Origin of the sequence: Amycolatopsis sp. NPDC051128 (assembly GCF_040682715.1) — a bacterium.
Classification (GTDB): Bacteria; Actinomycetota; Actinomycetes; order Mycobacteriales; family Pseudonocardiaceae; genus Amycolatopsis.
The window spans coordinates 41,430-56,016 of record NZ_JBFBBN010000025.1; the positions used below are offsets into that span (position 1 = coordinate 41,430).

10 protein-coding genes are annotated in these 14,587 nt (G+C 72.9%); 2 read left to right on the top strand and 8 right to left on the bottom strand.

What is annotated here, in order from left to right; translation table 11 throughout:
- Positions 1–46: 46 nt before the first annotated feature.
- The 6 genes from AB0M82_RS24390 to AB0M82_RS24415 form a co-directional block, all read right to left on the bottom strand.
- Positions 47–3,745 carry a glycoside hydrolase family 2 TIM barrel-domain containing protein gene (locus tag AB0M82_RS24390; RefSeq protein ID WP_364725906.1) on the bottom strand — a complete coding sequence of 1,233 codons (3,699 nt, stop codon included), beginning with the start codon at positions 3,743–3,745 and terminating at the stop codon, positions 47–49.
- A 123-nt stretch (positions 3,746–3,868) separates the two neighbouring features.
- The gene (locus tag AB0M82_RS24395) at positions 3,869–5,884 is read right to left on the bottom strand and encodes a DUF2264 domain-containing protein (RefSeq protein ID WP_364725909.1); all 2,016 of its coding nucleotides are present in this window, start codon (positions 5,882–5,884) and stop codon (positions 3,869–3,871) included.
- Entirely contained in the window at positions 5,881–6,894 is a 1,014-nt protein-coding gene (locus AB0M82_RS24400) for a hydroxyacid dehydrogenase (protein WP_364725912.1), read from the bottom strand. The genes AB0M82_RS24395 and AB0M82_RS24400 overlap by 4 nt, the downstream gene beginning before the upstream one ends.
- Positions 6,891–7,700: a carbohydrate ABC transporter permease gene (locus AB0M82_RS24405; RefSeq protein WP_364726113.1), complete on the bottom strand. Its 810-nt coding sequence runs from the start codon at positions 7,698–7,700 to the stop codon at positions 6,891–6,893. Before AB0M82_RS24405 ends, AB0M82_RS24400 begins: the two co-directional genes overlap by 4 nt.
- Positions 7,701–7,753: 53 nt before the next feature.
- Entirely contained in the window at positions 7,754–8,689 is a 936-nt protein-coding gene (locus AB0M82_RS24410; RefSeq protein WP_364725915.1) for a sugar ABC transporter permease, read from the bottom strand.
- Positions 8,689–10,005, bottom strand: a complete 1,317-nt coding sequence (locus AB0M82_RS24415; protein WP_364725918.1) for a sugar ABC transporter substrate-binding protein — start codon at positions 10,003–10,005, stop codon at positions 8,689–8,691. Before AB0M82_RS24415 ends, AB0M82_RS24410 begins: the two co-directional genes overlap by 1 nt.
- Before the next feature lie 109 nt (positions 10,006–10,114).
- Between AB0M82_RS24415 and AB0M82_RS24420 the strand changes: the two genes are divergently transcribed.
- Both AB0M82_RS24420 and AB0M82_RS24425 read left to right on the top strand, forming a co-directional pair.
- The gene (locus AB0M82_RS24420) at positions 10,115–11,923 is read left to right on the top strand and encodes a heparinase (RefSeq protein WP_364725921.1); all 1,809 of its coding nucleotides are present in this window, start codon (positions 10,115–10,117) and stop codon (positions 11,921–11,923) included.
- Entirely contained in the window at positions 11,923–13,017 is a 1,095-nt protein-coding gene (locus AB0M82_RS24425; RefSeq protein ID WP_364725924.1) for a substrate-binding domain-containing protein, read from the top strand. Before AB0M82_RS24420 ends, AB0M82_RS24425 begins: the two co-directional genes overlap by 1 nt.
- A gap of 181 nt (positions 13,018–13,198) precedes the next feature.
- On the opposite strand, the gene AB0M82_RS24430 is transcribed toward AB0M82_RS24425, so the two are convergent.
- Both AB0M82_RS24430 and AB0M82_RS24435 read right to left on the bottom strand, forming a co-directional pair.
- Positions 13,199–14,248, bottom strand: coding sequence for a LacI family DNA-binding transcriptional regulator (locus tag AB0M82_RS24430; RefSeq protein WP_364725927.1), 1,050 nt, complete (start codon positions 14,246–14,248; stop codon positions 13,199–13,201).
- Between the two features lie 146 nt (positions 14,249–14,394).
- Entirely contained in the window at positions 14,395–14,541 is a 147-nt protein-coding gene (locus tag AB0M82_RS24435) for a hypothetical protein (RefSeq protein WP_364725929.1), read from the bottom strand.
- Positions 14,542–14,587 lie beyond the last annotated feature (46 nt).

Genomic DNA, 14,587 nt, shown 5'->3' on the forward strand with positions numbered 1-14,587 from the left:
GCCAGGCGACAGGACCGAGTCATCCACCACGGGAGCGCGAGCCCGGTCAGCCGCCCGCGGGCAGCCCCGCCCGGGCTTCTTCCAGGGTCAGCGGGCGGAACGACAGCGTGTACTCGTACGTGGTGTCCGCCGCCACCTGGCTGCGTTCGCGCACCGGGTTCGGGGTGTCACCGACCCCGGTGGCCGCGTAGTCGGCGTGCAGGGTGTTCCAGCCCTTGTTCCGCTGGAGCTGGAACGGGTACGCGGCCCGGTCCAGGTCGTCGTACGGCGTGACGCTGACGTCCTTGGCCCCGCTCACCAGCAGCCCCGACAGCCGGCCGTCGGTCAGCAGCGCCCATCGGGTGTCCGTGTGGTTGCCGTGGTCCTGCGGGCGGTGGTAGTCGACGTACTGCTCGTCCACAGTGGACTTGTTCACCGCCACCGGCGTGCCGTCCCGGCGGTCCACGTAGCTCTCCGCCGTCCGGCCGTACCAGGCGAACTGCTTGAAGCTGTCCGGCACACCCAGCGAAACCCCGACGCGGGGCAGGTAGTCGAGCGTGCGCAGGGTGCCCTGCGGTGTCACGCGGTGGCCCAGCCGCAGCACGCCGGTCGCTTCGACCGTGTACGTCATCGTCTGGTCGAACCACGCGTCGGCCACGTCCGGCGCGGCCACCCGGCTGTCCACCACCACGCGGACGCTGTCCGGGCCCGGCCGTTCCACGCGCACGCCGGTGACCGTCGTCCGCAGGCGGTCGAGGCCCCTCTTGCGCCAGTCCTCGCCTTCGGCCCGGCCCCACGCGAACGTCTCGTTGCTGATCGGGGCGCGCCACGCGTCGAGCTTCGGGCCGCCGGCCAGCAGCTCCTTGCCCCACGACTTCATCGACGAGAGCGTGCCGGTGCGCTTGTCCACCTGGTACGCGGTGGGCCCGGCCAGCGCGGTGACCGCGTCCGCGGTTTCCCACGCCGTCACCAAACCCCAGCCGAGCGGGGCCTTGTCGAGGCCGGGCACCCGCGTGCCGCCCAGGGAGAACTGGTCGTGCGCCAGGACGTGGCCCGCGGGCAGCGTCGGCCCGCCGGCCTTGACGACCGCTTCGACCGTGAGGAACCGTTCGCGGTCGCCCGCCTTGACCGGCAGGGTGATCGGGCTGGTCGTCGCCGGCGAAACGCGCAGCGGCTGTTCGCCGCTCGACACCGTCTTCGATCCCTCGGTGACGCGCCACCTCAGGTTCACGTCGCCGGTGTCGCTGAACTGGCGTTCGTTCGTCACCGACAGCACGCCGCCGGTGTAGGCGAAGCGCAGTGGCTGGTGCGCCCACGCCATCTGCGCCGTCTCCGGCTGCGGTTTCCGGTCCGATCCGATCAGGCCGTCCACACCGGACAGACTGGAGCCGTAGGACAGGTAGGTGCCCCGCTCGGCCACGCTGTCGAAGTCGAGCGCCAGCACCGCCCCGGGCGCCGGCGTCTGCCCGCCGAGTTCCGCCGCGCCGAGGGCGCGGTCGTGGATGCGGACGTCGTCCACCTGCCCGCGCGCCATCCAGCCGATGCTCGACGGGTCGTTCCACGACGTCTCGAAGTCGCGCCCGATGTTCACCTCGGCCGAAGACGGGTCGATCGTGCCGGTGAACGCCTTCTGCGCGACCTCGCGGCCGTCGATGTACAGCCGCAGCGCGGTGCCGTCGTAGGTGCCGCTGACGCGGTGCCAGTTGCCGTAGAAGTCGGCGGGCACCTGGGCCTGCACGGGGATCCACGTGCCGCTGTGGATGAAGAACTCCAGCGTCGTCTCGTTCTTCATCTTGAGCGCGTACTGGTGGTCGCCCTTGGTGATGATCCGGAAGTCGCCGGTCCACCGGCCCGGCTTCACCCACGCGTCCAGCGTCAGCGCGGATCCGGTGAGGTCGAGCCTGCGGTCGCGGTAGACCTCGACGAAGTCGTCGAGGCCGGACAGGTCCAGTGCCTTGCCCCGGTGCCCGTCGACCAGCTTCGGCGCGCCGGACAGGTGGGCGGAAATGCCGTTGCCCGAGACGTCGGGGACGACGCGCACCGGCTGCCGGAGGTTCTGCTCGGCCCAGTCCCAGATGAACCCGCCCTGGGTCTGCGGGTTCGCCCGGATGATGTCCCAGAACTCCCGGAAGTTGCCGAGGCTGTTGCCCATCGCGTGCGCGTACTCGCCGAAGATCAACGGCTTCGTGGTTGTTTTCGCCTGCTGGGCGAACTTCTCCGGCGACGGGTACCGCGGGCCCCAGACGTCCGCGAACGGCGCGTCGCCGTCGGGGTTGTTGGACTGGTGGTAGATCGGGCGGGTCGGGTCGTTGGCGCGCAGCCAGTCCGCCATCGCGTAGTGGTGCGCGCCGAGGCCGGCTTCGTTGCCGGTGTCCCACAGGAAGACGCTGGGGTGGTTCTTGTCGCGTTCCACCATGCCGATCAGCCGGTCGAGGAACGCGTCACGCCATTCGGGCTGGTTGGCCTGGCACCACTTGGCGCAGTTCTCGTGGTTGTGCGTCTCGATGTCGACCTCGTCGTCGATCCAGAGGCCGTTCTCGTCCGCCAGCTTGTAGAAGTACGGGTCGGACGGGTAGTGCGACGTGCGGACCGCGTTGACGTTGAGCTGTTCGAGCAGCGCCACATCGCGTTCCTGGGCTCGTCGTGGCACGTGCCTGCCGTGCTCCGGATCGGTCTCGGCGCGGTTGACGCCCTTGAACAGCACCCGTTTCCCGTTGACGAGCAGCTGCTTGTCGCGGATCTCGATCTCGCGGAACCCGACGGTTTCCCGGGTGATGTGGCCGGCCTTCCCGTCCGGGCCGGTGAGGGTCAGCACGGCGGTGTACAGGTTCGGGGTCTCGTCGGTCCACTTGGCCGGATCGCGGACGGGCAGGCTGAGGGTGACCGCGCCACCGCCGTCCCCGACTTCGACCTCCTGGCTCGCGGCGGCGATCTCCTTGCCGCGCGCGTCGCGGAGACTGAGCCCGGCGGTGTGTTTCCCGGTGGTGCCGCCGGGCTTGTGCGCGACCTCGACGGCCGCGGACAGGACGGCGTCGGTGTAGGTGGCGTCGAGGTCGGTCCGCAGCGTCACGTCCCGGACGTAGGTGGCGGGCGTGGCGGTCAGGGTCACCGACCGGAAGATGCCCGCGTACCGCCACTGGTCGTAGTCCTCCAGGTAGGCGCCCGCGCTCCAGCGGTGCACCTGCACGGCGAGCCGGTTGGGGCCCGGCCGCAGCGCGGCGGAGATGTCGAACTCCGCCGGGGTGTAGCCGCCCTGGTCGTAGCCGATGTACTGGCCGTTGACCCACACGAAGTACGCCGACGTCACCCCGTCGAAGCGGAGGAACGTGCGCCGCTGCGCCCAGTCGGCGGGCAGGTCGAAGTCGCGGGTGTACGCCCCGGTCGGGTTGACGTCGTGGGGGACCTTCGGCGGGGCGTCGGGCTGGATCTCCGTGGCGATGTTGCGGAAGACCGGGTGGTCGAGACCGTCGGTCTGCCAGGTGTGCGGCACGGAGACCTCGCGCCACTTCGACGTGTCGTAACCGGCGGCGTAGAAGCCGGCGGGCACCTGCGCCGGGTTGTCCGCCATCGCGATGCGCCACTTGCCGTCGAGCGACCGCGTGTACGGCGTCTGCTCCCGGCCGCGGACGGCCGACTCGACGTCGGCGTGCGGGGCGAGAAACGCGTGTGGCGGCTCCTGCCCCTCGGCGACCTTCGCGGGGTTTTCGAGGTAGGAGTAGACGTCGTCGGTCGGTGGCGAAGCCGCGCTGCTCGATCCGGCGGGCACGAGCACTCCGCCGAGAGCCAACAAAACCGCACCAAGAGCGCGCAGGCGTACGGGCAGAACCTCCATGTTCCGACATGATCCGGTCATAACTCAACAAAATGGAACGCCACGAGCGGCAGGAGGTCAATAGGACATTCGGCGCAGGACCGACAAAACGCGGGCTGCATGGTCGCGCCGGGGGCCGGCGGGGAGGGAAACTTCGGCGCGGATGCCGTCCGGCCACGTCAAAGCCGCGCGGTGGCCACCTTCTCCGTCCGCGGTCAGCGTCAGAGCCGGGTCGGGCTCGTCGGGGCCGTCGCGGTCCAGGACGACGACGGCCGCGACCACCTCCCCGAACGCCGGGCGGTCGCCGGTTAAGCCGGTGGAGAGGACGGGGGTCGCGGTCCACGCCCCCAGCGGCGAGGTGCCGTGCTCGACCGTCACGTCCGCCGCGGTGAAGCCGCGGAGGTTCCGCAGTGCCGACCGCAACGCGGGGGTCCGTGCGGTGGCGGACGGCCCGGGGCCGGCCCGTGCCACCGGGCGGGCGTCGTCCGCGACCGGCCATCCGCTCAGCTGCAGCGCTTCGCCGGACTGGAACGGCCCGGCCGCGGCGTCGAGCCGGGCGAGCCGGACCTCGACGCCGTGGCGGACGACGGACACCACGGTGAGCACCGGTCCGGGCACCACCGGGCCGGTGCGTCCGGAGCCGTGGTCCGGCGAGTCGTCGCCGGCGGTGTCGACCCAGCGGACTTCGCCCTGCGACGCCGCGGCCAGCACGCCGTCCGGCAGTTCGGTCACGTAACAGGTCTCGAACCCCGCGCGGTGGCTCGACCGCCCGGCCGCGTCGAGCACGGCCACGGTGTTGCCCACCGGGTCCGCCACGGAAGGTCCGGTGAGCGGCGGGACCGTGGCGGTGGAATAGCCGAGCCGGGCGTAGAGCGGCGAATCCGCGCGGAGGTCACCGGGTTCGGCGTGGTCCGTCCCGTGGTTGAGGACCTTGACGAAGCCGTCGCGCCGCCGCGCCGAGACCAGCCAGCCGGGCGCGCGGACGATGCGGGCGATGTCCGCGGTCTCCACCGGGAGCGGCCGCTCTTCGTCCGTCCACACGGGATGGTCCGCGGGCAGGGCCAGCCCCAGCATGCCCTTGGTCGCCCAGTACGGGGAGCCGGGCCCGGAGTACGCCTGGCGCATCGACGGCCAGCCGCCGTGCCAGCCGAGGTTCAGCAACCCGTCCGGCCCGGGCGCGCCCCGGTCGGCGAAGTGCCGCACCATCCCGCTGGCCACCCGCCGCGTCAGGCCCGGCGCCAGCCCGGAAGCCCCGGTGAGCGCGCCGACCCAGAACGGCGCGGCGGCGGCGAACCGGTAGACGAGGCTGCGGCCCTGGAGCAGGGGCGCACCGTCGACGCCCACCAGCCGCACCGCGTCGTCGAGGTACTCCCGGAGGTCGGCGGCCCACTGATCCCGCACCTCCGCCGGGCACAGGGTGCCGGTGACGTCGAACAAGTGCGTCCACAGCAGCGGGTACAGGTGCAGGGCCCAGCCGGTGTAGTGGTCGTAGGCGCGTTCCTGGCCGTCGCTGAGCCAGCCTCCCGGCCGCCGCAGCGAGGCGTGCACGGCGAGGTCCTGCTCGATGTCCGCGGCCGACCACGGGCCACCGGACTCGCGCAGGAACGACTCGACGACGATCCGGAACCACACCCAGTTGATCGGCGGGTAGGGCTGCCCGATCACCTCCGCCAGCCACGCGACGGTCCGGTCCCGGACGCGATCGTCGAGCTTGTCCCACAGCCACGGGCGGGTCAGCTGGAGCACCAGCGCGATCGACGCGGCCTCCACTTTGGACTGGTCGAGCTCGCGGGGGCGGGGCCACGCCTCCGCCGACGCCGGATCGGTGCCGGCGGCCAGCCCGCGCGCGTAGTGCTCGAGGAAGCCGCCGGGGTCCGCGCCGCCCGCCCCGGCGACGCGGAATCCGGCCAGCAGGAAGGTGCGGGCGAAGCCTTCCAGCCCGTCGGACGCGCGGCCGTTGCGGCTGGCCGGGCCGGGCAGGTCGATCCGGGCGCCGCCGGGCGACCGGTACCGGGCGACCGCGCCGAGCATGCCGTCCGCGAGCGCCGCCCACCGTTCGCGCGTCCAGCCGGTGTACGGGGAAAGCACGCTCATGCCTGCACCGTCAGCGCCTGCCGGGTGACCGGGGCGTGCGGCGGGCGACCGGCGGCGTACCGCTCCAGCTCGTCCAGCGCCGCGGCGCTCATGCGCCGGGTCTCGGACCCGAGCGAACCCGCGATGTGGGGGGTCAGGACCACGTTGGGCAGCTCGTAGAGCGGAGAGCCCGACGGCAGCGGCTCCGGCTCGGTGACGTCGAGCACGGCGTGCAGCCCGTCGGTCGCGCAGGCGTGTTCCAGCGCCGTCGTGTCGACGAGGGCGCCGCGGGCCGTGTTGACCAGGACGGCGCCGGGCGGCAGCGCCGCCAGTTCGGCGGCCCCGATCATGTGCCGCGTTTCCGGCAGCGACGGCGCGTGCAGGCTCAGCACGTCGGCCCGGGGCAGCGCTTCGGCGAGCTCCGCGGGCTCGGCGCCGGCGGCCCGGATCTGCGCGTGGTCCACCACGGGGTCGACAACGAGCACCCGGGCCAGGTTCGTCAGCCGCAGCAGTTCGGCGACCCGCCGTCCGACGCGGGAGAAGCCGACCAGCACGACCGTGCGGTCCCGGCCGGACAGTTCGCCGCGTTGTTCGCGGTAGTGCCAGTCCTCCCGGAACGTCCGGGCGTCGGCGGCCAGGAACGGGACCTTCTTGAAGGCCCACAGGATCGCGCCGAGGGTGTACTGGGCGACCGGTTCGGCGTTGGCCCCGGCGGCGGTGGTGACCAGCAGGCCACGGTCGAACACCGCGCCGCCGACGTGGTCGCGGACGCTGCCGGCGGCGTGCAGCACGGCCCGCAGTTTCGGCGCGGCACGCAGCACCGCCGCGTCGAGCGGGGGACAGCCCCACGACGTGATCAGCACCTCCGCCTCCGCCAGCCGTGCCCGCACCGGTGGCGAGGCGAGCTCGTCGGTGGTCAGCGGCTCGCCCAGCCGGGCGGTGGCGCGCAGCCGGGCCAGTTCCGCTTCGCCGAACTGCAGCCGCATCGTGTCGCGCGCCATCACCAGCAGGGTCTCCGGCCGACGGGTCATTTGACGCTGCCCGCGGCCAGCCCGGACCGCCATTGCCGGTGCAGCAGGACGAACGCGACGACCAGCGGCACCACGGCCAGCAGGGAGCCGGTGATGACGAGCGGGTTGTACTGCGGGAACTGGGTGACGCGCGTGCTCCACTGGTACAGGCCGAGGCTCATCGGGAACAGCTTCGGGTCGGTGAGCATCACCAGCGGGAGGAAGAAGTTGTTCCAGATCCCCACGAACTGGAACAGGAAGATCGTCACCAGGCCGGGCCGCATCATCGGCAGCGCGATGGTGAAGAACGTCCGCAGTTCGCCCGCGCCGTCGGTCCTGGCGGCTTCGAGGACTTCGCCGGGCACCGCGGCCTCGGCGTAGACGCGGGCGAGGTAGACGCCGAAGGGGTTGGTCAGCAAGGGGATGAACACTGCCCAGAACGTCCCGACCACGTGGAGCTGGGAGGCCAGCAGGTACAGCGGCAGGGCCAGCGCCGTGGTCGGCACGAGGACGCCGGCCAGCGTCACCGCGAACAGCGCGCGCCGGCCCGGGAAGTCGAGCTTCGCGATCGCGTACCCGCAGGCCGCGCAGATGAACGAGCCGAGCACCGCGCCGAGGCCGGCGTAGAGCAGCGAATTGCGGATCCAGGCGAGGAAGACGCCGTTCTCCTGGGTGAACAGGGCGCCGAGGTTCGCGCCGAGGTTCCACTGCCCGAACTCGAACGCGCCGGTCGTGGAGAAGTCGCCGACGGACTTGGTGGCCGAGGTGACCAGCCAGATCAGCGGCAGGACCGCGTACAGCGAAGCCAGCACCAGCAGGACGTGCACGACCGTGCGTGACGTCCACCGCGAACCTGATGTCGCGGCGGGTGGGGACAGGGTCACCGGGACCTCCGGGCGGACAGGCGCATGACCAGCGCCGAGAGCAGGGCGGAAACGAGGGCCAGCAGCACGGACGCGGCGGCGGCGCGGCCGTAGTCGTTGGCGATGAACGCGGCTTCGTACACGTAGAGACTCGGGGACCAGGTGCTCGTCACCGAACCGGTGAACCCGCGCAGCACCAGGGGTTCGGTGAACAGCTGCAGGGAGCCGATGACGGTGAACACCAAGGCGACGAACATCGTCGGCCGGATCATCGGGACCTTGATGGACCACGCCGTCCGGATGCCGCCCGCGCCGTCGGCACGCGCGGCTTCGAGGACGTCGCGGGGCACCGCCTGCAGCGCGGTGTAGAAGATGATCATGTTGTAGCCGACCCACTGCCAGGTCGCGATGTTCACGATCGAGGGCAGGATGCCGGTCTTGCCCAGCGGGTCGAACGGCAGGAGCGCGGTCAGCCCGGAATTGGGGCTGTAGAGGTAGGCCCAGATGAGCCCGGTGATCACGGTCGGGACCGCGTAGGGCAGGAAGACCGCCAGGGACCACACTCGCTTGAGCCGCACGACGGCGGAGTCGATCAGCAGGGCGAGGCCGAGCGCCAGGCCGAGCATGATCGGGATGTGGACCAGCACGAACAGGGCCACATTGCCCAGGCTGGCGTGGAACGCGCTGTCGGTGAGGACGTCGACGTAGTTGCCGAGCGCGACGAACGCCTGCCGAGGGCCGGAGAAACCCAGGCCGGACAACCGGTCGGTGAACAGGCTGAGGTAGAGCGCGTACCCGATCGGGACGAGCACCGTGACGGTCAGCAGGATCGCGAACGGCGTGGCCAGCGCGAGGCCTGCGCCGCCGCGGCCCCGCCGGCCGCGAACCGGGGCTCCGGCGCGGCCGGCGGGCGCCGGGACGCTCGCGGCTCGCTCGGGGGTGAGGACGGTCATCAGGCTTTTCCTTCCAGCACGGTCAATCCCCGTTCGCGGAGCGCGGCGACGGCGTCGGCTTGCGTCTGCCGGACGGCGGTGGCCAGGGTCGCGCCGCCCGTCTTCACCCCGCTCATCCGGTCGACGACGGTGGAGAAGATCCGCAGGGCGTTGGGGCCCCACGTCCAGTCCGGGACGCGGCGGGCGGCTTCGTCGAGCACGTCGTACACCGGGGTGCCGAGGAAGAACCCACCCTTGTACGCCTTCCTGGCGACGTCCCGGCTCGGCAGGTAGCCGGGGAAGGGCGTGGTGAACGTCGTGCCGATCTTCGCGACGGCCGGGTCGGTGCTCAGCCAGCGCAGAAACTTCACGGCCGCTTCGGGCACCTTGCTTTCGGCCGAGACGGCGAACGCGCTGCCGCCCTGCACGCCGTTGGCCGGCACGCCGTCCCAGGTCGGCATGGTGGTGACCGCCCACCGGCCCTTGTCCTGCGGGATGGACTTGTTGAGGGTGCCGACGCTCCAGGAAGCGCCGAGCAGGCCCCACAGCCGGCCCTGGTGCATCGCGCCGATCCAGTCCTGGTCGCCGGTCGGCGCCGTGGCGACCAGGCCGTCGCGGATCATGCCCTGCCAGAAGTCCGCGGTGCGCAGGGTGCCCGCGCCGTCGATGTCCACGCGCCAGGCGCCGCCGTCGACCCGCCACCACGGTTCGCCCGCCTGCCAGCACATCCCGGCGAAGAAGGAGCCGTCGTTGAGCGGGAACGTCGTCAGGCGCGCGGCCGGGTCCGCCTTCCGCACGGCCTGCGCGGCGGTGCGGAACTCGTCCCACGTGCGCGGCACCGCGATCCCGTGCCGGTCGAACAGGTCCTTGCGGTAGTAGAGCACCATCGGCGCGAGGTCCATCGGCACGGCCCAGGTGCGCCCGCCGGGCCGGACGCCCTGCCAGGCCGCGGGGGAGTAGCCGCGCTCCAGGTCCGCCACGTCCGCGGTGAGGTCGCGCAGCCCGCCCGTGGTGAGCAGCTGCGGCAGCCCCTGGTACTCGGCGTGCAGGATGTCCGGGGCGTTGTGGGCGCGCAGCGCGTTGGTCTGCTGGGCGTAGCCGCCCTTGAGACCGGACGCGATCACGTTGAGCTCCACCGAGATGTCCGGGTGCGCGGCGTTGAACGCGGCGATGTACTTGTCCATGCCGGTCAGCCAGGACCAGACGCGCACGCGGGTGGCCCCGGAGGCCGTGGTCGTCGAGGACCCGCACCCGCCGAGCAGTCCGGCGGCCGCGAGCCCGGCCGAGGCGGTCAGGAACGTCCGGCGGGGCAGGCCCGCCGATCCCCGAAGCGTCATTGCTTCCTCCGTCGAAGTGATGGCTGCCACTTTCAGCTTGTGCCATAGTTCGAGTCAACAATTTGCGGCAGAAGCGATCAGAAACGAACAGAAGCGAAAGGAGGAGCGCGTGGCCGTGCGTGCTCCGGTGCCGGTCCCGGACGTCCGGGACCGGGCGGTCTGGGACGCCGTCGACGAGGCTGTCCTGCTGGCCGAGGCCTCGGCCGTGCTCGCGCGCCCGGCGCCGGTCCTGACGGCGACGGCGTGGGCGAGGACGTTCCGCGACGGCGTGCGGACGGACTACGAAGACGCCGCCCGCGAACTTCGCGAGCGCGTGACGTCGCTGGTCCTGGCCGCGGTCCTCACCGGTGAGGTGCCGCCGGAGCCGGTGCCGTTCCTGGACGGCGCGATCGACGGGCTGGTCGCGCTGGCCGAGGCGACGACGTGGTGCTGGGCGCCCCACGACCGGCACGCCACCCGGCGCGGGGAGGTGCTGGCCGACCCCGATGACCCGTTCCTCGACTTGGGCGCGGCCGAGGTCGCGTCCCTGTTCGCCTGGGCCGACCACGTCCTGGGCCCGCACCTCGACCTCCGGGCGCCGGGGCTGCGCCGACGCCTGCGGCGCGAGGTCGAGATCCGCGTCCTGACGCCGTTCGAGCGGATCCGGGACTGGCACTGGCTCGGCCTGGACGGCGACGCGCACAACTGGAACCCGTGGATCCACAGCGGCGTCCTCACGGCCGCGCTCCTGCTCGTGGCGGACGAGCGGCGACGGCGGCTGGTCGACCTGGTCGTCGAAGGGCTGGGCCACTACCTCGCCGTCCTGCCCGACGACGGCGGCGTCGACGAGGGTGTCGCCTACTGGTGGCACGGCGCCTGCCGGCTGCTGGAGACGCTCGACCTCCTGGCCGGCGCGGGTGGCCCCGACATCCGGGATCTTCCCGTGCTGGCCCCGCTGATCCGCTTCCCGCACCGGATGCACCTGGGCGGCGACGCGTACGTCAACGCCGGGGACGGCCCGGCTCGCCTGTCGCCGGCGCAGCCGTGGCACGTGCTGCACCGGTGGGGCGAACGGCTCGGCGACGCCGAAGTCCGCGCCTTCGCGGTGAGCCGGGCGCGGGCGGGCGGCCGGCTCGTGTGGCCGTCGGCCGGGCTCGGCCGCGCGCTGACCGGGCTGGCCGACCCGCGCTGGCGGCGGGCGGTGGCGGCGGAACCGGCCGGCACCTGGTTCTCCCGCGAGGAATGGCTGCCGCGGGTCCAGGTGCTCGTGGCCCGGGAGACGGCCGGCACGCCGCGCGGGCTGACCGTGGCGGTCAAGGCCGGGCACAACGGGGAGCGGCACAACCACCTCGACGTCGGTTCGTACTGGGTCGGGGTCGACGGCGTGCCCGTCGTGGTGGACGTCGGCCAGCCGACCTACACCGCCGCCAGTTTCGGGCCGGACCGGTACCGGGCGTGGCCCCTGCGCGGCGAATGGCACAACGTCCCCGAGCCGGGCACTCAGCAGGAACCGGGGGAAACCCATGGCGCGCGGGACGTCCGGGTGGACCTCGCGGCGGCCGCGGCGTGCTTTTCGGCGGACCTGGCCGGCGCCTACCCGGCCGGGCCGCCTCGCTGGATCCGGACGGTGCGGCTGGTCCGCGCCACCGGGGACGCCGCCGCCCACGTCCTGGTGGCGGACGAAGGGTCTTCCCGTCCGTTCCGGCTCCGGCACGTCCTGGCGGGGGAAGTCGAGCTGGGCGACGGCGAAGCGTTCGTCGTCCACAGTGGATCGCGGGTCCTGCGGCTGAGCTGGGACGCCCGGTCCGCCACCCCGGAGCTCGAACGAAGGCCGCTGGACGACCCGCTGCTGCGGGCCGCGTGGGGTGACCACCTGACCCGGCTCACCCTGCTGGTGGCCGGCGGCCCGGCCGCGGTCCGGTTGGAGCAGGTCCGGTGATGCTCGCGTCGGAACGGCACCAGATCATCCTTTCGCTGGTGCGCGAGCACGGCGCGGTCCGGCTCGCCGAACTCGTGGACCGGCTCGGCGTCACCTCGGTCACCGTGCGGCGGGACGTCACCGAGCTGGCCGACCGCGGCCTGCTGACGCGGGTGCACGGCGGCGTCACGCTGACTCGGCCGCGTGGTGGCCAGCCGGAGCCCGGCCGCGCCCCGTCGGCGTTCGGCCCGGCCGTCCCCGGCGCGCTGGTCGGCATGGTCGCGCCGTCGGTGGAGTACTACTGGCCGCCGGTGATCCAGGGCGCGCAGGCCACCGTGGCCGCGGCCGGCGGCCGGCTGGTCCTGCGGGCGTCCAGCTACGACGCGGCGGAGGACCGCCGTCAGGTCACCAAGCTGCTCGAGCGCGGCGTGCAGACGCTGCTGGTCGCCCCGGCGACCAGCGGGCGGGGCGCGCTCGAACTGCTGCGCTGGCTGGGTTCGCTCGCCGTGCCCGTGGTCCTCGTCGAACGCCTGCCGCCGCCGGAGCTGCCGACCCTGGCCCTGGACGCCGCCACGACGGCGCACGCCCTCGGCGCGGGCCTGGCCGTGCGTCACCTGGTCTCCTTGGGGCACCGCGGGGTCGGCCTCGTCACGGCCCGGTCCAGCCCGACCAGCCGCGCGCTGCGCACCGGCTGGCGGGAGGCGACCGAGTCGCTGGGGCTGGACCCCGGCGCGGCGCTGGACCTCGACGTCCCGGTCTACGGCTCGCCGGGCTGGGCGGGGGAGTACGACGCCCTGCTGGAGCGCTGCCGCCGGGCCGGGGTCGGTGCCCTGCTCGTGCACTCCGACCGCGAGGCGATCGGCCTGATCGAACGGGCCCGCGACGGCGGCGTCGCGGTGCCCGGCGAGCTGGCGGTGGTCACCTACGACGACGAGGTCGCGGCGGCGTCCGATCCGCCGCTGACCGCGGTGTGCCCGCAGAAGCACCGGCTCGGCGTGGTGGCCGCGGAGCTCGCGCTGGCCCGCCTCGCCGACACGACCGAGCGGCCCGTGCACCGCCTCCAGCTGTGGCCGACGCTCGTCGTGCGTGAATCCTGCGGGAGCGCCCCGGCCTGAGCCTCTCGAGCGGGGCCGGATGCGCCCCAATGTGGCGTTGGGTGCGTTGGATGCACCGAACGCCACATTGGGTGCGTTGGATGCACCGAACGCCACATTGGGTGCGTTGGACGCACCCAACGCCACATTGGGGCGTTTGCGGGTCGTCCTTCCGTGAACGTGTCCGGGTCGATCGGACGTTTCACGACCGGGCCGCGGCCGCGGTGCTTTCGCCGGCGACGAGCCGAGGGGTGACCGAAAACGGCTCGGTCCCCGGTGCGCCGTCGAGCTGGCGCACGGCCCGCTTGACGGCCAGCGCGCCCAGCTCGCGTGCCGGGATCACCACCGCGGTGGGCCGGATCCGCTGTTGCCCCGCCACGGCGGCCGAGCACACGGCCACGACGGAGACGTCGCCGGGCACCCGCAGCCCCCGGTGCCGGAGGGTCGTCATGACCGGGGCGAGTGCCGCTTCGTCGTGGACGACCAGCCCGGTCGGCCCGCCGGTGGTGAGCAGCTCGTCCAGGCAGTGCGTGACGTCTTCGGGCGTGGGCGCGCACGGCCGGGAAACCGCCCGCACGCCTTGGCGGGTGGCGGCGCGCCGGAAGTCCTCGGCGAAGCCCTTCAGGTAGCGGAGCCGGCGGCCGGGCGGCGAGGCGGGGACAAGGTGGGCGATCGACCGGTGGCCGAGGTCGGCGAGGTGGGTGACGCACGCCCGGCCGGCCGGCGCGAAGTCGAGGGTCACCGACGACAGGCCGCGGTGCCGTCCGGGTGCGCCGACCAGCACGGCGGGCCGGCCCGAGGCGAGCAGGAGGGGCACTCGCGGGTCGTCGTCCCCGGCGTCCAGCACGATCACCGCGTCGGCCAGCGCGGCCGACGTCACCCGGTGCAGGCCAGCAGTGCCTTCGTCGTCGGTGACCAGCAACAGGTCGAAGCCGAGTTCGCGGGCGGCTTCCGCGGCCGCGGAGAAGAACTCCATTTCCATGCCCAGTAGCCCTTCGCGGGGCAGGGGCGCCGCCACCGCCAGCACGCCGGCGCGGGCCGGGGCGGGTGAGCCGGTGCGGCGCCGGTACCCGAGCGCGCGGATGCTCTCCTCGACCCGCCGCCTCGTCGCCGGCGAGATCGTCCGTTTCCCGGTGATCACGTAGGACACGGTGCTCGCCGAGACGCCGGCGGCGTGCGCCACGTCGGCGATCGTCACCACACCGCGGCCGGCTTCGGACGGCTCGTCCGCCACGTCGCGGAAATTCGTCATTTTCGAGGGCTTTCTCGCAGGCATTGTCCGGTCGTTGTCCGGCTGGGAGTTAGCGCTAACACTCGGTGGGGAAGTTGACCATAATGCTGGGCAATGACGCTGGTCAAGCCACCTTCGTCGGGTCGTCGAAGAGTGCCTGGACCAGTTCATTCCCCGGCGTGGCAGTCGGTCACCGCCATGCCGCGGTCGCCGCCGCGGGCCAGGGCGATGAAACCGAACGGGGTCGATTCGCCGGGCTTCAGCACCCCATTCCACTCGGCGCTCGCGATCACCGAGGTGGCGCCGGTCCGCACCAGCCGGCCGATCCGGTTGTGTCGAACCGATAGCGGTGTCCCGATC